At 68.4% G+C, this 22,905-nt stretch carries 21 protein-coding genes; 9 read left to right on the top strand and 12 right to left on the bottom strand.

Annotated features, from left to right (window positions below; all coding sequences use genetic code 11):
- Positions 1-106 precede the first annotated feature (106 nt).
- Genes hpnC through hpnE form a run of 3 tightly spaced genes read left to right on the top strand, consistent with a single transcriptional unit; the run spans position 107 to position 3,065 of the window.
- Positions 107-949 (top strand): squalene synthase HpnC, encoded by an 843-nt coding sequence (hpnC, locus tag QWJ38_RS22075; protein ID WP_290361296.1) that lies wholly within the window; start codon positions 107-109, stop codon positions 947-949.
- Complete coding sequence (hpnD, locus tag QWJ38_RS22070; protein ID WP_290361295.1) at positions 946-1,794, top strand: presqualene diphosphate synthase HpnD; 849 nt, start codon at positions 946-948, stop codon at positions 1,792-1,794. Before hpnC ends, hpnD begins: the two co-directional genes overlap by 4 nt.
- Positions 1,791-3,065, top strand: coding sequence for a hydroxysqualene dehydroxylase HpnE (hpnE, locus tag QWJ38_RS22065; RefSeq protein ID WP_290361294.1), 1,275 nt, complete (start codon positions 1,791-1,793; stop codon positions 3,063-3,065). Before hpnD ends, hpnE begins: the two co-directional genes overlap by 4 nt.
- Here the strand turns inward: hpnE and QWJ38_RS22060 are convergent.
- Positions 3,024-3,923: an alpha/beta fold hydrolase gene (locus tag QWJ38_RS22060; protein WP_290361293.1), complete on the bottom strand. Its 900-nt coding sequence runs from the start codon at positions 3,921-3,923 to the stop codon at positions 3,024-3,026. The genes hpnE and QWJ38_RS22060 overlap by 42 nt on opposite strands.
- A gap of 15 nt (positions 3,924-3,938) precedes the next feature.
- The gene (locus tag QWJ38_RS22055) at positions 3,939-4,925 is read right to left on the bottom strand and encodes a TIGR03790 family protein (protein WP_290361292.1); all 987 of its coding nucleotides are present in this window, start codon (positions 4,923-4,925) and stop codon (positions 3,939-3,941) included.
- Between the two features lie 226 nt (positions 4,926-5,151).
- Here QWJ38_RS22055 and QWJ38_RS22050 point away from each other — a divergent pair, with 226 nt between their 5' ends.
- A complete protein-coding gene (locus tag QWJ38_RS22050; protein ID WP_290361291.1) occupies positions 5,152-5,919 on the top strand; it encodes an IclR family transcriptional regulator in 768 nt (255 codons plus the stop codon).
- A gap of 75 nt (positions 5,920-5,994) precedes the next feature.
- Here QWJ38_RS22050 and pbpG read toward each other — a convergent pair whose 3' ends face one another.
- From pbpG to QWJ38_RS22010, 8 genes are all read right to left on the bottom strand, one after another.
- Entirely contained in the window at positions 5,995-6,993 is a 999-nt protein-coding gene (gene pbpG / locus QWJ38_RS22045) for a D-alanyl-D-alanine endopeptidase (RefSeq protein ID WP_434064016.1), read from the bottom strand.
- A gap of 152 nt (positions 6,994-7,145) precedes the next feature.
- Positions 7,146-8,687: a 2-isopropylmalate synthase gene (locus QWJ38_RS22040; protein WP_290361290.1), complete on the bottom strand. Its 1,542-nt coding sequence runs from the start codon at positions 8,685-8,687 to the stop codon at positions 7,146-7,148.
- Positions 8,672-10,375, bottom strand: a complete 1,704-nt coding sequence (gene leuA, locus QWJ38_RS22035) for a 2-isopropylmalate synthase (RefSeq protein WP_290361289.1) — start codon at positions 10,373-10,375, stop codon at positions 8,672-8,674. The genes QWJ38_RS22040 and leuA overlap by 16 nt, the downstream gene beginning before the upstream one ends.
- Positions 10,376-10,589: 214 nt before the next feature.
- Positions 10,590-11,432, bottom strand: coding sequence for a CDP-diacylglycerol--serine O-phosphatidyltransferase (gene pssA / locus QWJ38_RS22030; protein WP_290361288.1), 843 nt, complete (start codon positions 11,430-11,432; stop codon positions 10,590-10,592).
- Positions 11,433-11,482: 50 nt separating this feature from the next.
- Positions 11,483-13,651, bottom strand: a complete 2,169-nt coding sequence (locus QWJ38_RS22025) for a prolyl oligopeptidase family serine peptidase (protein WP_290361287.1) — start codon at positions 13,649-13,651, stop codon at positions 11,483-11,485.
- A gap of 165 nt (positions 13,652-13,816) precedes the next feature.
- Positions 13,817-14,833, bottom strand: coding sequence for a ketol-acid reductoisomerase (ilvC, locus tag QWJ38_RS22020; RefSeq protein ID WP_290361286.1), 1,017 nt, complete (start codon positions 14,831-14,833; stop codon positions 13,817-13,819).
- Positions 14,834-14,882: 49 nt separating this feature from the next.
- A complete protein-coding gene (gene ilvN / locus QWJ38_RS22015) occupies positions 14,883-15,374 on the bottom strand; it encodes an acetolactate synthase small subunit (protein WP_290361285.1) in 492 nt (163 codons plus the stop codon).
- Positions 15,375-15,542: 168 nt separating this feature from the next.
- Positions 15,543-17,342, bottom strand: coding sequence for an acetolactate synthase 3 catalytic subunit (locus QWJ38_RS22010; protein WP_290361284.1), 1,800 nt, complete (start codon positions 17,340-17,342; stop codon positions 15,543-15,545).
- Between the two features lie 248 nt (positions 17,343-17,590).
- Here QWJ38_RS22010 and QWJ38_RS22005 point away from each other — a divergent pair, with 248 nt between their 5' ends.
- From QWJ38_RS22005 to QWJ38_RS21985, 5 genes are read left to right on the top strand one after another with little or no spacing between them, the layout of a single operon-like run.
- Positions 17,591-18,157, top strand: a complete 567-nt coding sequence (locus tag QWJ38_RS22005) for an RNA polymerase sigma factor (protein ID WP_290361283.1) — start codon at positions 17,591-17,593, stop codon at positions 18,155-18,157.
- Positions 18,154-18,618: a DUF3619 family protein gene (locus QWJ38_RS22000; RefSeq protein ID WP_290361282.1), complete on the top strand. Its 465-nt coding sequence runs from the start codon at positions 18,154-18,156 to the stop codon at positions 18,616-18,618. The genes QWJ38_RS22005 and QWJ38_RS22000 overlap by 4 nt, the downstream gene beginning before the upstream one ends.
- Positions 18,602-19,489, top strand: a complete 888-nt coding sequence (locus QWJ38_RS21995) for a DUF3106 domain-containing protein (protein ID WP_290361281.1) — start codon at positions 18,602-18,604, stop codon at positions 19,487-19,489. The genes QWJ38_RS22000 and QWJ38_RS21995 overlap by 17 nt, the downstream gene beginning before the upstream one ends.
- Before the next feature lie 12 nt (positions 19,490-19,501).
- Entirely contained in the window at positions 19,502-20,038 is a 537-nt protein-coding gene (locus QWJ38_RS21990) for an RDD family protein (protein ID WP_290361280.1), read from the top strand.
- Positions 20,035-20,415: a diacylglycerol kinase gene (locus tag QWJ38_RS21985; RefSeq protein ID WP_290361279.1), complete on the top strand. Its 381-nt coding sequence runs from the start codon at positions 20,035-20,037 to the stop codon at positions 20,413-20,415. Before QWJ38_RS21990 ends, QWJ38_RS21985 begins: the two co-directional genes overlap by 4 nt.
- A gap of 35 nt (positions 20,416-20,450) precedes the next feature.
- Here the strand turns inward: QWJ38_RS21985 and QWJ38_RS21980 are convergent, their stop codons facing one another.
- Both QWJ38_RS21980 and QWJ38_RS21975 read right to left on the bottom strand, forming a co-directional pair.
- Positions 20,451-20,789 (bottom strand): P-II family nitrogen regulator, encoded by a 339-nt coding sequence (locus QWJ38_RS21980; protein ID WP_290361278.1) that lies wholly within the window; start codon positions 20,787-20,789, stop codon positions 20,451-20,453.
- Positions 20,790-20,843: 54 nt separating this feature from the next.
- Positions 20,844-22,892 (bottom strand): NAD(+) synthase, encoded by a 2,049-nt coding sequence (locus tag QWJ38_RS21975; protein WP_290361277.1) that lies wholly within the window; start codon positions 22,890-22,892, stop codon positions 20,844-20,846.
- Positions 22,893-22,905: the final 13 nt, after the last annotated feature.

The raw sequence follows: 22,905 nt of genomic DNA, 5'->3' as shown, positions 1-22,905 counted from the left end.
TCAGTAATGTATGCAGCGCCCCCGGCGCTGTCAAACCGCGCGGCGCCGGGTACGCATCCGCTGCGCGCCGCCGACGCGGCAGCGCAATGGACACACAATCGCGGCCGTGAGCATAGAACACTACGAGAACTTTCCGGTCGCCTCCTGGCTGTGCCCGCCGCGGCTGCGGCCGGCCATCGCGGCGATCTACCATTTCGCCCGCACGGCCGACGATCTGGCCGACGAGGGCGAGGCCTCGCCGGCGCAGCGCAGCGCCGATCTGCAGGCCTACCGCGAGGACCTGCGGCGCGTCGTCGCCAGCCGGCCGCCCTCGCCGCGCTGGGCGCGGCCGGTGTTCGAGCCGCTGGCCCGCATGCTGGCCGAATATCGCCTGCCGCCCGCGCTGCTGCACGATCTGCTCGATGCCTTCGAGCAGGACCTGCACAAGAGCGAGTACGCCGACCGCGCCGAGTTGTTGGACTACTGCCGCCGCTCGGCCAATCCGGTCGGGCGACTGCTGCTGCATCTGTACGGCATCGCCGACCCGAGGGCGCTGCAACGCTCGGATGCGATCTGCTCGGCCTTGCAGCTGATCAATTTCTGGCAGGACATGACACGCGACTTACCCGCCGGCCGCGTCTACGCGCCGCTGGCCGACCTGGCCCGCCACGGCCTGACGGCCGCCGAGCTGCGCGAATGCCGCGACAGCCCACGGGCGCGCGCGCTGGTCGCCGAGCTCTGCGCCTGGGCCGGCGCGCTGATGCGCGAGGGCTCGGCCCTGGTGCACCAGATCCCGGGCCGCGCCGGCTGGGAGCTGCGGCTGGTGGTACAAGGCGGCCTGCGCATTCTGGAGAAAATCGAGGCCATGCATTTCGCGAGCCTGTTGCACCGCCCCGCCCTCACCGCCCTCGACGCCCCGCTGCTGCTGGGGCGTGCCCTGCTCATGCGCCGCGAGGGTCGCTCCGCATGACGCCCGAGCAATACGTCCAGGACAAGGCGGCCAAGAGCGGCTCGAGCTTCTATTACGCCTTTCTGTTCCTGCCGCCGCCGCGCCGCGCGGCAATCACCGCCTTCTACGCCTTCTGCCGCGAGGTCGACGATATCGTCGACGAGACGCATGACGCCGGTGTCGCCGCCACCAAGCTGGCCTGGTGGCGCAAGGAGGCGGCCGCCGCCTTCGCCGGCCATCCGACCCATCCGGTGATGCGTGCGCTGCTGCCGCATGTGCAGGCCTTCGACATCCGGCTCGAGCATCTGAACGCGGTCATCGAGGGCTGCCAGATGGACCTGGACCAGACCCGCTATCTGGACTACGCCGGCCTGCAGCGCTACTGCCATCTGGTGGCCGGCGTCGTCGGCGAGGTCGCCTCCGGCATCTTCGGCCGCAGCGATCCGCGCACGGTCGAATACGCCCACAAGCTGGGTCTGGCCATGCAGCTGACCAACATCATCCGCGACGTCGGTGACGACGCCCGCCGCGGCCGCATCTATCTGCCGATTTCGGAGTTGCAGCAGTTCGACGTCAAGGCGCACGAGATCCTCAAGCGGGAGTCGCCCTGGGGCTATAGCGAGCGCTTCACGGCGCTGATGAAGTTCCAGGCCGCGCGCGCCCATGCGCTGTACGACGAGGCCTTCGCGCTGCTGCCCGAGGCCGATCGCGCCGCGCAGAAGCCGGGCCTGATGATGGCCAATATCTACCGCGCGCTGCTGCGCGAAATCGAGGCCGAGAACTTCCAGGTGCTGCAGCAGCGCATCGCGCTGACCCCGCTGCGCAAGCTCTGGATCGCGATGAAGACGAACTGGCGCGGCCGGTGAGCAAGATCGCCGTCGTCGGCGGCGGCTGGGCCGGCTTGGCCGCCGCAGTGGCCGCCACCGAGCAAGGCCATGCCCTCACGCTGATCGAAATAGCACCGCAGCTGGGCGGCCGCGCGCGCAGCATTGCCGGCGCGGACGGCGAGCCGACGCTGGACAACGGCCAGCACATTCTGATCGGCGCCTACAGGGAATCGCTGGCCCTGATGCGCCGCGTCGGCGTCGATCCGGCGCAGGCCCTGCAGCGCCTGCCGCTGCGCCTGCGCTATCCCGATCACGAGGGTCTGGCCCTGCCCCCGGGCGAGCCGCAGTGGAGCTTTGTGCGCGGCGTGCTGGCCCATCGCCACTGGCCGCTGACCAGCCGCCTGCGTCTGCTGGCCACCGCCCTGCGCTGGCGGCTCGGCGGCTTCGATTGCGCGGCCTCGCTGAGCGTGGCCCAGCTCTGCGCGAGCCTGCCGCGGATCGTCAAGGAGGAACTGGTCGAGCCGCTGTGCGTGGCCGCGCTGAACACGCCGGCCGAGCGGGCCAGCGCGCGCGTCTTTCTGCGCGTGCTGGGCGATGCGCTGTTCGGCGGCGCCGGCGGCTCCGACCTGCTGCTGCCGCGCCGGCCACTGAGCGCCTTGCTGGCCGAACCGGCCGGCGACTGGCTGCGCGCGCAGGGCGCCGAGATCCGGCTCGGCAGCCGCGCCGGCGCATTGCAGGCGGAGAACGGCGCCTGGCGGCTCGACGGGGAGCGCTTCGACAAGCTCATCCTCGCCTGCCCGGCCGGCGAGGCGGCACGGCTGGCCGCCGACATCGCGCCCGCCTGGGCCGCGCAGGCCCGCGCCTTGCGCTTCGAGCCCATCGTCACCGTTTATCTGCACAGCGCCGGCTCGACCTTGCCGGCGCCCATGCTGGCCCTGCGCGAGAGCGCCGCGGCGCCGGCGCAGTTCGCCTTCGACCTCGGCCAGCTGGGCCAGCATGCGGGCCTGTTCGCCTTTGTCATCAGCGGCGCGGCGCCCTGGGTCGAGCGCGGCCTGGCCGAGACCGGCGAGGCGGTGCTGGCGCAGGCCATGCGCGAGCTCGGCTGGGCAAGGCCGCCGCGCGTGCTGCGCGTGCTGGCCGAGAAGCGCGCGACCTTTGCCTGCACGCCCGGACTGCAGCGCCCGGCCGCCCTGATCGCGCCGGGCCTGTGGGCGGCCGGCGACCATGTGGCCGGCCCCTATCCGGCGACCCTGGAGGGGGCCGTGCGCTCAGGCCTGGCGGCCGCCGCCGGCCTCGGCCAGATCGGCTAGGACAGCGCCGAAGCGGTGGAAGACGATGGACAGATGGCCCTCGTCCGCATACTCGCGCAGGCGGCCGTCGGCGAGCTGCCGAGCCATATGCCGCGCCATCGCCGGCGGCACATGGCGGTCGATGCCGCCCTGGTACAGATGGACCGGCATCGCGATGTCCTGCAGCGCAAAGCCGCGCGGGCCGGCAATCAGCTGCAGCTCGCGCGCCGGCCCGGCAACGCCCTGGCGGTAGGCCTCGGCCAGGCCGGCGGCTAAGCGGGCCGACTCGGCCGGATGCGCGGCCAGAAAGGCCTGGTCCGGCGGGGTCAGCAACTGGGCGATCATCTTGGCGGCCCGCCGCGGGTAACGGCGGAACATCAGCCGGTCCAGCGCCAGCAGCGGCGCGGCCGCCAGCGGATGCAGGCGCGCCAGGCGGAACATCAGGCCGAGGATGGGCAGTTGCCCGGCGCGCAGGGCCGGCTCGTCCATGGCGCCGATGCCGGCCAGCAGGCCCGCATACTCCAGCCGCGGCGCGAGCCGGTGCGCGCAGGCCAGCGCATAAGGCCCGCCGCAGGAGATGCCCAGCACGGCAAAGCGCGCATGGCCCAGCCGGTCGGCCAACTGGGCGACATCGTCGGCCCAGCCCAGGATCGTGCGTCGCGGCGCCGGATCGGAGGCGCCGAAGCCGGGCCGGTCCGGCGCGATCACCGCGACGCCGGCCGCCCTTCCCGGCTCGTGCAGGCCGAGGAACTGCGTGCGGCAGCCCGGAAAACCATGGAACAGGAACAGCGGCCGGCCCGCCGGGTCGCCGAAGCGGCAGAAGGCCAGCCGGCGGCCATCGTTCAGCAGACAGGTTTCGGTCAAGGGGGCGCTCGTCATGGCCGGCATTCTGGTCTAGCGCGGCGCGAACGGGGCAGCCAGCGGCTCGCCGATGAAGACCCCCTGCCCCGGCCAGGCCACGCTGCGCCAGTAGGCCTCCAGCGCCGTCGATCCCTGCAGATAGGACAGCAGCAGCAGTTGCGGATGCGGGAACTTCTGCAGATGGTTGCAGGGTTCGCTGACGTTGCCGTAGCTGGCCGTCGCGCCGGACTCCAACCACTCGATCGCATTCATCTGCCCCTGGCCCGGCGGATTGTCGAGCCGGCCACCGACCGAGGTCAGATGGTCGGCCAGCGCCCCGGGCAGCCAGTCGACCGCGTCCAGGCCCTGGACCCGTAGCAGCCCGGTCTGGTAGATCAGCGTGCGGGCCAGGGTGGCAGGCAAGGCCTGGCTCGATTCACGTCGAACCTCGAGGCCGAAGCGCGCCGGCAGGCGCCCGGCCGGCGGGAACAGCGCCGCACGCACATTGCGCGCCGCATCGGGCGTCGCGACGAAGAAGGCATTCGCCGGCGGCTGGCCCTCGGCCGGCAGGCTGTGGTCGGCGGCAATGCCGCGCTCGATCAGCGCTTCGGCATCGGCGACCGAGCGCGCCGCCAGCAGCATTGCCGGCCGCAGGCCCAGCTCGGCCTGCGGCCGCGCGCCGGTGTAGAAGACATAGGGCGAGGGCTTGGTCGGCGCACAACCGGCTTCGCACAGGCCCGGCTGGATGCCCAGGGCCAGCGCGCCGGTGATCGAGTTGCACTCGACCGCATAGGGCTGGCTCCAGGCCAGGGCCAGCCCTTGCACCGTGGCCGGCAGGCGCTCTTGCAGCTCGGCCTGCAGCGCCTCGAACTCGGCCCGGCTCAGCGAGGGCCGGCGCGGCAGGTGCAGCCGCAGGATCTGTGCCTCGGCAATGCCGCGCCGGCGGGCATAAAGCTCGCCGACCGCCACCGAATAGGGGTCGTCCAGATTGATCACCAGGCCCAGATCGGCCGCCTTCAGCCGGCCCTGGATGCGCGGCACCTGCAGCCAGCCCGCGGGTCGCGCCGTTGGCGCGGACCCAGGCCTCTGCCCCGCCGAGGCCGCGGTCGGCGGGGCATCCTGCGCCGAGGCCGCGCCGATCGCCAGCATCCAAAGCCCGCATTGCACGATGCGAAGCGCACCAGCTGTTGCAAAGCCGAAACTGCACAGAGCCGCGCGCCTAGATTTCGCCATCCAAAACAAAACAATCTCCCGCACAATCCGGTCCATGAAGAACAAAGAGGGTCAATCGCCGGCCATCCAGGTGCTGGAGCGCACATTCGCCTTGCTCGATGTGCTGGCCAGCCACCAGGATCCGGTCTCGCTGAAGGCGATCAGCGAATCGACGGGCCTGCACCCGTCGACCGCCCACCGGATTCTGAACGACCTGGCCCTGGGCCGCTTCGTCGACCGGCCCGAGGCCGGCAGCTACCGCCTGGGCATGCGGCTGCTGGAGCTGGGCAATCTGGTCAAGGCGCGGCTGGACGTGCGCGATGCGGCGCTGGGGCCCATGCGCGAGCTGCACAAATTCACCCACCAGCCGGTCAATCTCTCGGTGCGCCAGGGCGACGAGATCGTCTATATCGAGCGCACCTATAGCGAGCGCTCGGGCATGCAGGTGGTGCGTGCGGTCGGCGGCCGTGCGCCGCTGCACCTGACCTCGGTCGGCAAGCTCTTCCTGGCCAGCGACGATCCGCAGCGCGTGCGTGCCTACGCCACCCGCACCGGCCTGGCCGGCCACACCAAGAACAGCCTGACCGAGATCGGCGCGCTGGAGCGCGAGCTGGCGATGATCCGCCAGCGCGGCCTCTCGCGCGACGACGAGGAGCTGGAGCTGGGCGTGCGCTGCATGGCCGCCGGCATCTACGACGACCAGGCCAAGCTGATCGCCGGCCTGTCGATCTCGGCCCCGGCCGACCGGCTCGAGGAAGGCTGGCTGCCACGGCTGAAGGAGACGGCGGCGCATATCTCGTCGGCGCTCGGCTATCGGGGCTGAGCGCGGCCGAGCAGGCTTCAGGCCAAATGCAAACGGGCCCCGCGGGGCCCGTTCAGCTTTTGCGGCGGCGATCGCTCAACCGCCGAGTTTGGTCTGCGTGACCGCGGCGGCCGCGGCCGGATTGCCGCTCAGCCATTTGCGCACGCGCTCGGCGTCGCCGATACGCGCGTATTTGCCGGTCGAATCGAGGAAGACCATGATCAGCTTGCGGCCGGCCAGCTGGGCCTGCATCACCAGGCATTTGCCGGCCTCGTTGATGAAGCCGGTCTTCTGCAGGCCGATGTCCCAGCTGCCGCTGCGCACCAGGCCATTGGTGCTGTGGAAGGCCATCTGGCGGCGGCCGACCTGGACCTTGGCCTCCTTGGAGGTCGAGAACTCGCGCAAGAGCGGTACCTCGTGCGCAACCTTGACCAGGGCGGCCAGATCCTTGGCGCTGCTCTGGTTGCGGCTCGAGAGGCCGGTCGGCTCTACGTAATGCGTGTCCAGCATGCCCAGCTCTTTGGCCTTCGCGTTCATCGCGGTGACGAAGACGTCCAGGCCGCCGGGATAGTTGCGGCCCAGCGCATGGGCGGCGCGGTTCTCCGAGGACATCAGGGCCAGATGCAGCAGCTCGCCGCGGCTCAGCGTGGTGCCCACGGCCAGGCGCGAACCGGTGAACTTCTCGGTGTCCTTGTCCTCGTCGGTGATGGTGATCTTCTCGTCCAGCGGCTGGTTCGCCTCGACGACCAGCAGGGCCGTCATCAGCTTGGTGATCGACGCGATCGGCAGCACCGCCTGCGGGTTCTTCGAGAACAGCACCTCGTCGGTATCCTGGTCCATCACCAGCGCGACGCTGGAGGCCAGGTCGAGCGGATCATCGACCGCATGCAGGCCGTAGAGCTGGCCGAAGCTGGGCTTGGCGGCGATGGCCGGCACCACGCTGGCCTTGCGCGGCGAGCGCGAGGCCGGCTTGGCCTTGCGAACCTGCTGCTTCTGCGCCGTCGTGGCGGCCTCGGCCTGGGGTACCGGCAAGGCCAGCGCCGCGCCGGCCAGCGCCAGGCTCAAGCTCGATAAAACGGTGGAAAGATTCTTCAAGTCGGCCCCCAACAGCGGATCGCAGTTTATTGGATAGCAAAAACTCGCGCAAGATCAAAAACTTAGGCACGGCTCTTGAAGCTGTGCCTTTGCTCTCGATTTGCCTCGTTCCGGCCCCTGCGCCCGGTCTGGAAGACTGGCTTTCGCCGCCCCTAGCCTTGCGCCGCGACTCTCTCGGTCTTGCTCTGCAGCTTGTTCAACGCACTCAAATATGCTTTGGCCGACGCGACGACGATATCGGGGTCGGCCCCAACACCGTTGACGACGCGGCCGGCGTGCTGCAGACGCACCGTGACTTCGCCCTGCGATTCTGTACTGCCGCTGGTGATCGCATTGACCGAGTAGAGCAGCATTTCCGCGCCACTTTGCACGGTCGACTCGATTGCGCGCAGGCTGGCGTCGACCGGACCGTTGCCGTCGCTCTCGGCACGGTGCTCGACGCCGCCGGCCGCGAAGACGACGCTGGCATGCGGGCGCTCGCCGGTTTCCGAGCGCTGCGCCAGCGCGATCAGCCGGTAATGCTCCTGCTCGGCCGTCACCGATTCGTCCATCACCAGGGCGATGATGTCCTCGTCGAAGATCTCGTTCTTGCGGTCGGCCAGGTCCTTGAAGCGCACGAAGGCGGCATTGATCTCGGCCTCGGACTCCAGCGCGATGCCCAGTTCCTGCAGGCGCTGCTTGAAGGCATTGCGGCCGCTGAGCTTGCCCAGCACGATCTTGTTGGCGCTCCAGCCGACGTCCTCGGCCCGCATGATTTCGTAGGTGTCGCGCGCCTTCAGCACACCGTCCTGGTGGATGCCCGAGGCGTGGGCAAAGGCATTGGCGCCGACGACCGCCTTGTTCGGCTGCACGACGAAGCCGGTGGTCTGGCTGACCATGCGTGAGGCCGGCACGATCTGCGAGGCGTCGATATTGACGTCGAGGCCGAAGTAGTCGCGCCGCGTCTTCAGCGCCATCACCACCTCTTCCAGCGAGCAGTTGCCGGCCCGCTCGCCGAGGCCGTTGATCGTGCACTCGATCTGGCGCGCGCCGCCGATCTGCACGCCGGCCAGCGAGTTGGCCACCGCCATGCCGAGGTCGTTGTGGCAGTGCACGCTCCAGACCGCCTTGTCGGCGTTCGGCACGCGCTCGCGCAGGTTCTTGATGAAGTTGCCGTAGAGCTCCGGGATCGCATAGCCGACCGTGTCGGGAATGTTGATCGTCGTCGCGCCTTCCTTGATCACCGCCTCGACGACGCGGGCCAGGAAGTCCGGATCGGAGCGGTAGCCATCCTCCGGTGAGAACTCGATGTCGGCGCAGAGATTGCGGGCAAAGCGCACGGCCAGGATGGCCTGCTCCAGCACCTGCTCGCGCGTCATGCGCAGCTTCTTTTCCATATGCAGCTCGCTGGTCGCGATGAAGGTATGGATGCGCGAGCGCGCCGCACCGGCGAGCGCCTCGGCGGCGCGGGCGATGTCGCGGTCGTTGGCGCGGGCCAGCGAGCAGACGGTGCTGTCGCGCACCGCCGCGGCGATCGCCTTGACCGCCTCGAAGTCGCCATGGCTGGAGGCCGCGAAGCCGGCCTCGATCACGTCGACCTTGAGCCGCTCCAGCTGGCGCGCGATGCGCAGCTTCTCGTCCTTGGTCATCGAGGCGCCCGGCGATTGCTCGCCGTCGCGCAAGGTGGTGTCGAAGATGATCAGTTGGTCGGGCATGGGACGGCTCCTGCGGCAAATTCAAGCTGGCCACGCTGGGCGGCCCGGCGCAGGCCGGAGCTTATCGCCTTCAGCGAGGCCGAGACGATATTGGCGTCGATGCCGACGCCGAACAGGGTCAGGGCATCACCGATGCGCAGCTCCAGATAGGCGACCGCCTTGGCGTCGGCACCACTGCCGATCGCATGCTCGTGGTAGTCGAGCACGCGCACCGTCGTCGCCAGCTGCGCGTTCAGACCCTGGATGAAGGCGTCGATCGGGCCGGCGCCCTCGCCTTCGACGGCCAGCCGGCGCTGGCCCAGATCGGCATCGGCGCGCAGGCTGACGACGCCTGCCTCCGATTCGCTGAAGCTCAGGTGCAGCGGCGGCTGCGCGTCGCCGACGCCGTATTCGCGCGCGAAGATGGCCCAGATGTCGGCGGCGCTCTGCTCCTTGCCGCTGTCGTCCATCACCTGCTGCACGACCTGGCTGAACTCGATCTGCAGCCGGCGCGGCAGCTCGACACCGTACTCGGTCTCGAGCAAATAGGCGATGCCGCCCTTGCCCGACTGGCTGTTGACGCGGATCACCGCGTCGTAGCTGCGGCCCAGGTCCTTGGGGTCGATCGGCAGATAGGGCATGTTCCAGATCTCGTCGGCCTTGCGGGCGGCGAAGGCCTTCTTGATCGCATCCTGGTGCGAGCCGGAGAAGGAGGTGTAGACCAGATCGCCGGCATAAGGATGGCGCGGATGGACCGGCAGCTGCGTGCAATGCTCGGCGCAGCGGCGCACCTCGTCGATGTCGGAGAAGTCCAGCTGCGGCGACACGCCCTGCGTGTACAGGTTCAAGGCGATATTGACCAGATCGACATTGCCGGTTCGCTCGCCGCTGCCGAACAGACAGCCCTCGATGCGGTCGGCACCGGCCATCAGCGCGAACTCGCCGGCCGCCGTGCCGGTGCCGCGGTCATTGTGCGGATGGACCGAGAGCACGACGCCGTCGCGGCGCTCGATATGGCGGTGCATCCACTCGATCATGTCGGCGAAGATGTTCGGCGTCGAATGCTCGACGGTGGCCGGCAGATTGATGATGACCTTGCGCTCGGGCGTCGCGCCCCAGGCGGCGGTGACCGCATCGACGACGCGCTTGGAGAAGGCCAGCTCGGTGCCGGAGAACATCTCGGGCGAGTATTCGAAACCCCATTCGGTGCCGGGCCGTGCGTCGGCCATATCGCGGATCATCCGCGTGTGCGTGACGGCCAGCTCGACGATCTGCTCCTCGTCCAGGCCCAGCACGACCTTGCGCATCACCGGCGCGCAGGCGTTGTACAGATGGACGATCGCGCGCCTGGCGCCGACGAGAGCCTCGAAGGTGCGCGCGATCAGCGGCTGGCGCGCCTGCGTCAGCACCTGGATCGTCACGTCCTCGGGGATCAGATCCCGCTCGATCAGCAGGCGGACAAAATCGAAATCGGTCTGCGAGGCCGAGGGAAAGCCGACCTCGATCTCCTTGAAGCCGATCTTCACCAGCATCTCGAACATGCGCAGCTTGCGCTCGGCATCCATCGGCTCGATCAGCGCCTGGTTGCCGTCGCGCAGATCGGTGCTGAGCCAGATCGGCGCGCTTGTGAGCTGCGCGTCGGGCCAGGTCCGGTCGCGCAGGGCGACCGGCGCAAAGGCGCGGTACTTCAGGTTCGGTTGCTTCAACATGGGGGAGCTCCAAGTGAGATTCGCAACCTGCAGACTCGAAAAAGACTAACGGCCCGCTGCGGGTTGCATACGGGCCGTTGAGATCGATCGAGAGACGTTTTTCTGGACGTGCGCGATGGTCAGCGAACCCGGGGTTCACCTCGTAGTAGCAGCGCGATCGCGAAACGGTTCGACGTCATGGGGCTGGAATATAGCATGGGCCCGGGACGCTCGATCAACGGTGCAGACCCTGCTCGTCCGGCTCGTCGGTCGAAGTGGCGATCACGCTGACCGGCTTACCCTTCATGCGCTTGTAGCCGTAGACGACATAGCCCGAGAGGCCGTAGGCGCAGAAGATCGCGAACAGGCCTATCGGTGGGTTCTGGCTGATCAGCGCGATAGCCAGCGCGATCGCGACCAGCACGACGAAGGGCACGGTGCGCCGCGCGCCGACGACCTTGAAGCTGTAGAAGGGCGCGTTGGTGACCATGGACAGGCCGGCGAACAGGGTCAGGCCGAAGGCGGTCCAGACCACCCAGGGGAGGTTGGTGACCTGGCGCAGGCCTGCATCGTCGAAGGCCCAGATCATGCCGATCACGATGGCCGCCGCGGCCGGGCTGGGCAGACCCTGGAAGAAGCGCTTGTCGACGACGCCGATATTGACGTTGAAGCGCGCCAGCCGCAGCGCCGCGCCGGAGATGTAGACGAAGGACGGGATCCAGCCGAGCTTGCCCATGTCCTTGAAGGCCCAGATGTAGACGATCAGCGCCGGCGCGGCCCCGAAGCTGACCATGTCCGACAGGCTGTCCATCTGCTCGCCGAAGGCGCTCTGCGCATTGGTCATGCGGGCCACGCGGCCGTCCAGGCTGTCAAGCACGGCGGCGCAGAAGATCGCGATGCAGGCCAGCTCGAAGCGGCCGTTCATCGCCATCACGATCGCGTAGAAACCGGAGAACAGCGCCGCCAGCGTGATCGCATTGGGCAGGATGTAAATGCCCTTGCGGCGCGGCCGCAGCGGCGCCGGCAGTTCCTCGTCGTCCGGCAGCTCGTTCGGATTCTTGTTCTTCGCATCGGTCATGGGGCGGGAGGATAACAGGCCGGCCCCTGCGCCCCGATGGACCGAAGGCCTCAGTTCTTCAAGCCCAGCTGGCCCATCTGCCAGAGCAGGAAGCCGTAGATATCGGCGGCCAGCGCGATCGCCTGCGTGGCCGTGCTGCCGACGCCGTGGCCGGCCTGCAGATCCAGGCGCAGCAGCACCGGCTTGCCGCTGCTGCTGGCCGCCTGCAGCCGCGCGGCCGCCTTGGCGCTTTGCCAGACGTCGACGCGCGGATCGTTCATGCCATGCACCAGCAGCACCGCCGGATAGGCGGTGCCGTCCTTGATCTGGTGATAGCTGCTCATCTCCAGCAGGGCCGGGAACTCGGCCGCGTTCTTGGTGCTGCCGAACTCGGAGATATTGGTGATGCCGTTGGCGCTCTCCTCGACCCGCACCGTGTCCATGATGCCGACGTCGAACACGGCCGCCGCGAACAGCTCGGGCGACGTCGTCACCGCGCGGCCGACGAAGATGCCGCCGGCGCTGGTGCCCATCACCGCCAGCGTCTTGGGCGAGGCGATCTTGTGCGCTATCAGCCAGCGTGCGCAGGCCAGACCGTCCTTCCAGGTATTGGCCTTGCTCGCCTTGAAGCCGGCGCGGTACCAGTCGTCGCCGCGCACGCCGCTGCCGCGCACATTGGCCAGAGCCAGCACGCCGCCGCGCTCGATCCAGGCCAGCCAGGCCGGCGAGTAGCGCGCGCCAATCGAAAAGCCATAGGCGCCGTAACCGTAGAGCAAGGTCGGGTTGCTGCCGTCGCGCTGCAGGCCCTTCTTGTGCAAGAGCGTCAGCGGCACCCTGGCGCCGTCATGGCTGGCCACCTCGACGTCGACGACCTCGAGCTCGGGCAGGCCGGCCGGTGGCGTGCCGCCCTGCAGCCGGGCATCGACCGAGTTTGCGCCAGACAGCAGGAAGCTGCGCGGCAGCTGGGTCCAGCCGGCCAGCGTGTACAGCACATCGCCGTAGGCATGGGCCGGGTCGGCATGCAGCAAGGCCGCGCCCTTGAAGGGCATGGCGATCGGCTCGCCCAATCGGTCGCCCGGCTTGTAGCGGCGCAGCACCACGTCGGTGCCGATGCGCACGCTGGCGATCAGCGCATCGCGCGTCAGCACGAACTGCTCGAGCACCCCGCCCACCGGTGCGACGGCCACCTCGACGGCGCGCTTGAGATCGGGCTGGCGCAGATCGAGCTTGAGCACCTGCTTGCGCGGCGCCTTGGCGCGGCTCAGCAGATAGAGATCGTCGCCGCGCAGTTCCAGATCGACCAGCAGGTCGGCATAGCCGGCGATGCGCTGCCAGCGGATGCTGGGCTTGCCGAGGTCGGCCAGCGGCGCGGCGAACAGCAGGCCCTCCGGCAGCGTAGTGTCGGTGGTGCGCGCGATCGCCCAGCGGCTGCCGGGCGCGAAGCTCATCGTCGCGACGTCCAGCCGCGCCAGGCCCAGGCCGGTACTCACCGTGGGGCCGAACACCGGCTTGGCCTCGCTGGCCTTGTCGCCGACGCGCAGCCACAGCACGCGGCTGTCGAGGTAGGTCTCGCTGGCCGGCTCGCCGGCGGTCGGCGGCTTCAGCTGGTTGAAGGTCAGCGACTTGCTGTCGGGCAGCCAGCTGACCGGCGTCTCGTGCACACGCGGCACCGGCTCGCCGATGTTTTTGTTCTTGGCGATGTCGAGGATGTAGAGCGCCGCATCCTCGGAGCCGCCGGCCGACATGCCGTAGGCGATGTAGCGGCCGTCCCAGGAGGGCGCGAAGTAGTTGATCGCATGCGGCACGCCGCTGCGCTTGCTCTCGGCCTCGGGGTCGACCAGCACCTGCTCCTCGCCGGCCAGGCCCTGGCGCATCACCAGCTGGAACTGGCGCGCGCCGGCGGGCCGTTTCAAGTAGTAGATCCGGTCGCCCGGCATGCGCACGATGTCGCGCAGCAGATCGCCGCTGGCGGCGGTCAGCGCGGTGATGCGCTGCTCGATCGCGTCGCGCTGATCGATGCGGTCCAGCGTCTCGCGCGCATAGGCGGCCTGGCCGCGCAGCCAGTCCTGCACCGCGGGCGCCTTGACGTCTTCCATATAGCGATAGGGGTCGTGGACGACGACGCCGTGCAGGGTCTCGACGACGTCCTTGACCGGGGCCACCGGCGGCGAAGCGGCCTCGGCCATGGACAGCAGCGCGGACGTCAGCAGCAGCGCGCAGGAACGGGCAACGGTGGACATGGGAGCTCTCCGGATACGGGTCGTCGCCGACTGTAGCCGAGGCCTCCAAGGAAAAACCCCGCCGCAGCGGGGTTGTCGATCGGCCGGGCCGACGCTCAGCCCGTCCCGTGGCCGGGCCTGAGTCCGGCATCGGTCAGTGCACAGGCACTGCCCTCGGTCCGAATCTCAGTTCTTCGACTGGTCGACCAGGCGGTTCTTCTTGATCCAGGGCATCATCGCGCGCAGCTTCTCGCCGACCTGCTCGATCGGGTGCTCGGCGGTCAGGCGGCGGCGGCTCAGCAGGGTCGGGGCGCCGGCCTTGTTCTCGAGGATGAAGCTCTTCGCGTACTCGCCGGTCTGGATGTCCTTCAGGCACTGCTTCATGGCCTTCTTGGTCTCCTCGGTCACGACGCGCGGGCCGGTGACGTACTCGCCGTACTCGGCGTTGTTCGAGATCGAGTAGTTCATGTTGGCGATACCGCCTTCATAGATCAGGTCGACGATCAGCTTCAGTTCGTGCAGGCACTCGAAGTAGGCCATCTCGGGCGCGTAGCCGGCCTCGGTCAGCGTCTCGAAGCCCGCCTTGATCAGCTCGACGGCGCCGCCGCAGAGCACGGCCTGCTCGCCGAACAGATCGGTCTCGGTCTCTTCGCGGAAGTTGGTCTCGATGATGCCGGCCTTGCCGCCGCCATTGGCCGCGGCATAGCTCAGGGCCAGCTCGCGCGCCTTGCCGCTCTTGTCGGCATAGACGGCGATCAGGTGCGGCACGCCGCCGCCCTGGGTGTAGGTGCCGCGCACCGTGTGGCCCGGGGCCTTGGGCGCGACCATCCAGACGTCGAGGTCGGCGCGCGGCGTCACCTGGCCGTAATGGACGTTGAAGCCGTGCGCGAAGGCCAGCGAGGCGCCTTGCTTGATGTTGGGCTCGACTTCGTTGGCGTAGACGCCGGCGATCTGCTCGTCGGGCAGCAGGATCATCACGACATCGGCCGCCTTCACCGCGTCGGCGATCTCGGCGACCTTCAGGCCGGCGTTCTCGGCCTTGCTCCAGGACGCGCCGCCGCGGCGCAGGCCGACGGTGACCTTGACGCCGCTGTCGTTCAGGTTCTGCGCATGGGCATGGCCTTGTGAGCCATAGCCGATGATGGTGACGTTCTTGCCCTTGATCAGGGAGAGGTCGGCGTCCTTGTCATAAAAAACGTTCATGTCGTGCTCCAGGGAAAAATCGGTTCGGGATTGTTGGGAAGAAAGAGGTTCAGACGCGCAGGATGCGCTCGCCGCGGCCGATGCCGCTGGTGCCGGTGCGCACCGTCTCGAGGATGGCCGCGCGTTCGATCGCACCGATGAAGGCGTCGAGCTTGCCGGCGTCGCCGGTCAGCTCGATCGTGTAGGTCTTCTCGGTGACGTCGATGATGCGGCCGCGGAAGATGTCGGCGGTGCGCTTCATCTCCTCGCGCTCCTTGCCGACCGCGCGCACCTTGATCAGCATCAGCTCGCGTTCGGTGTAATGGCCCTCGGTCAGGTCGACGACCTTGACGACCTCGATCAGGCGGTTCAGGTGCTTGGTGATCTGCTCGATCACCTCGTCGGAGCCGGTCGTGACGATGGTCATGCGCGACAGCGAGGCGTCCTCGGTCGGCGCCACGGTCAGGCTCTCGATGTTGTAGCCACGGGCCGAGAACAGGGCGACGACGCGCGACAGCGCGCCCGGCTCGTTCTCGATGAGCAAAGCAATGATGTGTTTCATGATGGTGATCGTCCTTCGCGCTCTTCAGGCCGGCGGCGGTAACCGACGGCCCTTGGCCACGCTGTTCGATTGGCGAAAGTGGAAATGGCGGTGTCCGGGCCTTTGGACCTCTTCCCCGGCATCCCGGCCGCGCGCGGTAACGCAGCGGCGCGATGCCGACGTCGAGGCTCAGAGGTCTTCGGACCCCAGCAGCATCTCCGAGATGCCCTTGCCCGCCTGGACCATGGGCCAGACGTTCTCGGTCGGGTCGGTGCGGATGTCGAGGAATACCGTGCGGTCCTTCAGGCGGATCGCCTCCTTCAGCGCGCCCTCGACATCGCCGGGCTTCTCGACCAGCAGGCCCACATGGCCATAGGCCTCGGCCAGCTTGACGAAGTCCGGCAGCGCTTCCATATAGCTGTGCGAGTAGCGCTTGCCGTAGTCCAGCTCCTGCCACTGCCGCACCATGCCCAGGTAGCGGTTGTTCAGCGAGATCACCTTGACCGGCGTCTCGTACTGCTTGCAGGTGGACAGCTCCTGGATGCACATCTGGATCGAGCCCTCGCCGGTGATGCAGAACACATCCGACTCCGGCTTGGCCAGCTTGATGCCCATTGCATAGGGCAGGCCGACGCCCATGGTGCCCAGGCCGCCGGAATTGATCCAGCGGCGCGGCTCGTCGAAGCGGTAGTACTGGGCCGCCCACATCTGATGCTGGCCGACGTCCGAGGTGATGTAGGTGTCGCCGTCCTTGGTCAGCTTCCACAAGGTGTCGATCACCATCTGCGGCTTGATGAGCTCGCTGGACGGCTTGAAAGCCAGGCAGTCGCGGCGGCGCCACTCGTTGATCTGGCTCCACCAGGCATTGATCGCGGCCGAATCGGGCTTGGCCTGGGCCTCGCGGATCTGATGGATCAGTTCCTGCAGCACGTCCTTGACGTCACCGACGATGGGAATGTCCACGCGCACCCGCTTGGAGATCGAGCTGGGGTCGATGTCCACATGGATGATCTTGCGCTCGACCTGGGCGAAGTGGCGCGGGTTGCCGATCACCCGGTCGTCGAAGCGCGCGCCGACGGCCAGCAGCACATCGCAGTGCTGCATCGTCATATTCGCCTCGTAGGTGCCGTGCATGCCCAGCATGCCGAGGAACTGCGGATCGCTGGACGGCGTCGCGCCCAGGCCCATCAGCGTGTTCGTCACCGGATAGCCGAGCAGTTGGGTCAGCTCGCGCAGCTCGGCCGAAGCTTCGCCGAGGATTACGCCGCCGCCCGTATAGATATAGGGGCGCTTGGCCTGCAAGAGCAGTTGCACCGCCTTGCGGATCTGGCCGCTGTGGCCCTTGCGCACCGGGTTGTAGCTGCGCATCTCGACCTGCTTCGGATACTCGAAGCTGCCGGCCAGCTTGGTCATCGAGATGTCCTTCGGGATATCGACGACGACCGGGCCGGGACGGCCGGTGCGGGCGATATGGAAGGCCTTCTTCATCGTCAGCGCCAGATCGCGCACGTCCTTGACGAGGAAGTTGTGCTTGACGATGGGCCGGGTGATGCCGACGGTGTCGCACTCCTGGAAGGCGTCCAGGCCGATCGCCGGCGTCGGCACCTGGCCGGTCACGATCACCATCGGGATCGAGTCCATATAGGCGGTGGCGATGCCGGTCACCGCATTGGTGACGCCGGGGCCGGAGGTGACCAGGGCCACGCCGACATCGCCGGTGGCGCGGGCATAGCCGTCGGCCGCGTGGACCGCCGCCTGCTCATGCCGGACGAGCACATGCTGGATCGAGTCCTGCTTGTACAGCGCGTCGTAGATATAGAGCACGGCGCCGCCGGGATATCCCCAAAGGTATTTGACACCTTCGGCCTGCAGGCAGCGAACGAGGATTTCGGAGCCGTTGAGCTCCGAGGCTTGGGGGGAGGAGGAGTTTGGCTGCGCCCTGCTTTCCAATGCAGCGGCACGCTTGACTTCCGCGCTAGACATGTCCATTTCGAACCTCTGTGAATTTCTCTAACGAAAAACCATCGGTGCTCCTTCTCGCGCCCTCGTGAGGCGGATGTGGAGCCTGCGCGATCAACGAAACAGGCGCCCCGGTCGGGCGGCCAGCTTGAGACCAGATTCAGCTCTTGTGCGAAGCAGCATTATGCACGGTCCCGCGCCGGATCCGCGCCGCGAACGGCGAATCGCCCGGCCCGATGCGATAATTTGTCCATATCGCCAATCCGGGCTCCTCTTTCTTGGCCACCGACAAAGAACTCAACGACTTTCTGCGCAGCGTCGACAAACGCGCCTTCAAGCGCACCGCCTATATGGTGCGCGACGACGATGCCGCCCTGGACATCGTGCAGGACGCCATGATCCGGCTGGCCGAGAAGTACTTCGACCGCCCGGCGGCCGAACTCCCCCTTTTGTTCCAGCGCATTCTGTCGAATGCGACGATGGACTGGTTCCGCCGCCAGAAGGTGCGCAATGCGGTGATGCTCAATATGTCGGATTTCGAGTCTCCGGACCCGGAGTCGGAATTCGACCTACTGCAGATGCTGGAATCGCAGGACGGCGCGCTGGGCGCACTCAGTGCCGCGGACGAGGTCGCCCGGGCCCAGATCTTGCAAGCCATCGAACAAGAGGTTGCAATGTTGCCGGGACGTCAACGCGAAGCCTTCCTCCTGCGTTACTGGGAGGAACTGGATGTCGCGGAGACCGCCGCGGTGATGGAATGCTCGGAAGGCAGCGTCAAGACGCACTGCTCCCGGGCCGTTCACGCCTTGGCGAAGTCGCTGAAGGCCAAGGGGATCACATTATGAACAAGCAGCTGCATACGCATTTCGGACCCGAGTTGGAGGCGCGCACGACGCGCTTCGGCCTGCGCGTGGCCGCCGGCCTGTCCGAGCGCAGCGAGGCGCTGCCCCATGATGTGAGCGAGCGCCTGCGTTTCGCGCGCGAACAGGCGCTGCAGCGGGCGCAAAGCGCCCGCAAGGCGGCGGTCGGCCAGACCGAGCAGGCGGTCCAGACGGTACGCTCCGGTTCGGCCCTGGCCCTCGGCGGCCTGGGCGGCGGCTCCTCGCGCTGGCTGAAGTTCGCTTCCTTCCTGCCGCTGTTCCTGCTGGTGGTCGGCCTGCTGCTGATCCAGCATGGCCAGTGGTACGAGCAGATCCTGGCGGCGGCCGAGGTCGACACGGCGCTCTTGTCCGACAATCTGCCACCGGCCGCCTATGGCGATCCCGGTTTCTCGGAATACCTCAACGACGATGAGCAGCAAGAATGACGACAGGACCCGCATGACCCGGCTCCCGCTCGCCTGCCTGCTTTTCATCCGCCCTTCCCTCAGCCTCCTCGGCGCCGCCTGCCTGCTGCTGGCGGCGTCGTCGCATCCGGCCCGGGCCCAGGCCGAGGCCGCCGCCGCTTCGGCGCCCGCCGAGGCGGCGGCCAGCGCGCCGATCGTGAACACGCCGCCGCCGGTGGCACCGCAGCCACGCCCGCCGCGGACCGCGCCGCTGACCAGCCCGACGACCCTGCTGCCCCCGCCGCTGTGGCAGGAGCTCGGTCCGAACCAGAAACAGGCGCTGGCGCCGCTGGAGCGCGACTGGGACCGGCTCGACCCGTCCCAGCGCAGCAAGTGGCTGGAGATGGCGCCGCGCTTCGCCTCCCTGCCGCCCGAGGAGCAGGCCCGCCTGCACGAGCGCATGCGCGACTGGGCGCGGATGAGCCCCGTCGAGCGCCAGCAGGCGCGCGTCGGCTTCCAGGCCGCGCAGCAGCTCCATACCGGCGATCGCCAGGCCAAATGGGAGGCCTACCAGGCACTGCCTCCCGAGAAGCGCCAGGAACTGGCCGAGAAGGCGGCGCAGAAGCAGCAGGCGGACAAGCACGGCGGCGGCGCCAAGCCGCGGCCGGCCCCGGCTGCCGATGCCGCCCAGCCCAAGTCGAATCTGGTGCCGGCCCCGGCCAAGGGCCTGCCGCTGAAGCCGGTGGCGCCCTCGGTGCTGCAGGCCAAGCCCGGTGCCAGCACGGTGCTGATCACCCAGGGCGTGACGCCGCCGACGCACCAGCAGGCCGGCCAGACCAAGGTCTTCGCCGACCCGGAGCTGGTCGACAGCAAGACCCTGTTGCCGAAGCCGCAGGCGACGGCCTCCCGCTAAGCTTTCCGTCCCATGAGCGAACAAACCCTGCCGCCGGCGCCCGCCGCGGCGCCGGGCCTGGCGCGCCGCCTGGCCGCCTTCATCTACGAAGGCCTGCTGCTGTTTGCCGTCGCGATGGCGACCGGCCTGGTCTATTCGCCGCTGGCCCAGCAGCGCAATGCGCTGGAGCACCGCAGCGGCCTGATCATTGCGCTGGCGCTCAGCTTCGGCGCCTATTTCATCTACTTCTGGACCCGCAGTGGCCAGACCCTGCCGATGAAGACCTGGCATATGCGGCTGCAGCGCCAGGGCGGCGGCAATCTGGGCCTGGCGCAGGCGCTGCTGCGCTATCTGCTCAGCTATTGCTGGTGGGTGCTGCCCATCGCCGCGGCGGTGCAGATGCGGCGCTACGGGCTGGGCTTCGGGCCGATCGCCGCCGTCGGCAGCCTGGCCCTGCTCGGCTATGCGATGCTGTCCCTGGTGCTGCCGGGCCGGCAGTATCTGCACGATCTGCTGTGCCGGACCGAGCTGGTGACGCAGCGGCCGGCACCGAAAGCGCCCAAGCAATGAGCAACCCGCACAAGGGCCGCACCGGCCTGGACCGCCTGATGCGCGCGACCGGCTATTCGCTGGCCGGCCTGCGCGCCGCCTACCGCGGCGAGAGCGCCTTCCGCCAGGAGGTCTGGCTGACGGTGGTCGCGACGCCGCTGGCCTTCTGGCTCGGCCGCGACTGGGTGCAGATCGCGCTGCTGCTCGGCTCCCTGCTGCTGCTGCTGGTCGTCGAGCTGCTGAACTCGGCGATCGAGGCGGCGATCGACCGCATCTCCTACGAGCTGCACGATCTGTCCAAGCGGGCCAAGGACATCGCCAGCGCCGCCGTCATGCTGGCCCTGCTGCTGGCCGGCGGCATCTGGGCCGCCGCGCTGTGGCAGCGGCTGTTCGGCTGAAACCTTCTTAGACTGCCTCTTCGTCCCGGGACGTCTTAGACGGCCTCTTCGTCCGTTTCGCCGGTGCGGATGCGCACCACCTGCTCGACGGCGGTGACGAAGATCTTGCCGTCGCCGATCTTGCCGGTCTTGGCCGCCTTCAGGATCGCGTCGATGCAGCGCTCGACGTCATCGTCCTTGACGACGACCTCGACCTTGACCTTGGGCAGGAAGTCGACCACGTATTCGGCGCCGCGGTAGAGCTCGGTATGGCCCTTCTGGCGGCCGAAACCCTTGACCTCGGTGACGGTCAATCCGGAAGCGCCAACCTCCGCCAGGGACTCCCGGACTTCGTCCAGCTTGAAGGGCTTGATGATGGCGGTGATCTGCTTCATGGTGCTGCGCTCCGAAAGTGTTTTCTCGTCCGAATTTAAGCACGGAACGCGGGCTCAATCGGGGATGCGATCGAGCTCGGCCAGCCACACGGCGCTCTCCGAATCGCTGGGCGCCCGCCAGTCGCCGCGCGGCGACAGCGAGCCGCCGCTGCCCACCTTGGGCGCGTTCGGCACGCAGCTGCGCTTGAACTGGCTGCCCTTGAAGAAGCGCTGGACGAAGATGCGCAGCACGCGCTTGATCTCGGCCAGCGTGTACTCGTTGCGCTGCACATGGCTCTCGTCCGGCCAGGCGCCGCGCTCGCGGCTGCCCCAGGCGTGGCGGGCCAGGAAGGCGATCTTGCTGGGCGCATAGCCGTGGCGCAGCGTGAAGAACAGGTTGAAGTCCTGCAGCTCGTAGGGGCCGATCGCGCTCTCGGTGCTCTGCAAGACCTGACCCTTGGCACCCGGGTCGGCCGGCACCAGCTCGGGGCTGATCTCGGTGTCCAGGATGTCCAGCAGCACCTGGTGGTCGACCGCGCCCAGCTGGCGCGTCTCGGCCACCCAACGCACCAGATGCTTGATCAGCGTCTTCGGCACGCTGGCATTGACGTTGTAATGCGACATATGGTCGCCGACGCCATAGGTGCACCAGCCCAGCGCCAGCTCGCTCAGATCGCCGGTGCCCAGCACCAGCGCCTGCCGGTGGTTGGCCAGGCGGAACAGATGGCTGGTGCGTTCCCCCGCCTGCACGTTCTCGAAGGTGATGTCGTAGACCGGCTGGCCCTCGGCAAACGGGTGGCCCAGATCCTTCAGCATCTGCGTGCAGCTGGGCCGGATGTCGATCTCCTGCGCCTCGCAGCCGACCGCCGCCATCAACCGCAGCGCCTGGTCGCGCGTGCGCTCGCCGGTGGCGAAGCCGGGCATGGTCACGCCGATGATGTGGTTGCGCGGCAGGCCCAGCTGATCCATCGCGCGCGCGGCGACCAGCAGCGCATGGGTCGAATCGAGCCCGCCCGATACGCCGATCACCAGCCGGGCGATGCCGCTGGACGCCAGGCGCTGCACCAGCGCCTGCAGCTGGATGTTGTAGACCTCCTGGCAGCGCTCGTCGCGGCGGCTGCGCTCGGCCGGCACATAGGGGAAGCGCTCGACCTTGCGCTGCAAGGCCAGCGGCTGCTCGCGATCGAGGCCCAGCGCGAACTCGGTCGTGCGGAATTCCTTCACCTGCGCGGCATGCAGGCGCACCGACTGGCCGAAGCTGGTCTGGCGCATGCGCTCGCGCGCCAGGCGCTCCAGGTCGACGTCGGCGCCGATCCATTGCGAGCGGCGCTGGAAGCGCTCGCTCTCGGCCAGCGCCTCGCCGTTCTCGTAGATCAGCGCCTGGCCGTCCCAGGCCAGATCGGTGCTCGACTCGCCGGCGCCGGCCGAGGAGTAGACATAGGCCGCCAGGCAGCGCGCCGACTGCTGCGACACCAGCTGGCGCCGGTAGTTCGCCTTGCCGACGATCACGTTCGAGGCCGACAGATTCACCAGCACCGTCGCGCCGGCCAGGGCCGCGAACGAGGACGGCGGAATCGGCGTCCAGACGTCCTCGCAGATTTCCACATGCAGGCGCAGCAGCGGCAGGTCGGCGGCGGCGAAGATCTGCCGGCTGCCGAAGGGCACGCGCTGGCCCAGCAGTTCGATCGCATCGACGCTGGCCTCCTCGGCCGCGCTGAACTGGCGCGCCTCGTAGAACTCGCCGTAGTTCGGCAGGAAGGTCTTGGGCACGACGCCGAGGATGCGGCCCCGCTGCAGCACGACGGCGCAGTTGAACAGGCGCTGCTCGACGCGCAGCGGCATGCCGACGACGGCCACGGTCGGCAGCACCTCGGAAGCCTTCAGCACGGCGGCCAGTGCCTGCTCGCAGCCATCGAGCAGCGCGCGCTGGTGGAACAGATCGTCGCAGCTATAGGCCGACAGGCCCAGCTCCGGGAAGGCCACGAGGGCCACGCCGGCGGCGGCGGCCTCGAGCAGCAGCGCGATCGTCTGTTGGCCGTTGAAGAGCGGATCGGCGACCCGGCATTGCGGCAGGCCGACGGCGATGCGGGCGAAGTCGTGGCTGTAGAGATTGTCGAAGTGCATGACCGAATCCTGC

Source organism: Roseateles violae, assembly GCF_030410485.1.
Taxonomy (GTDB): Bacteria; Pseudomonadota; Gammaproteobacteria; order Burkholderiales; family Burkholderiaceae_C; genus Roseateles_D; species Roseateles_D violae.
This window is presented reverse-complemented; position numbering and strand designations above follow the sequence as displayed.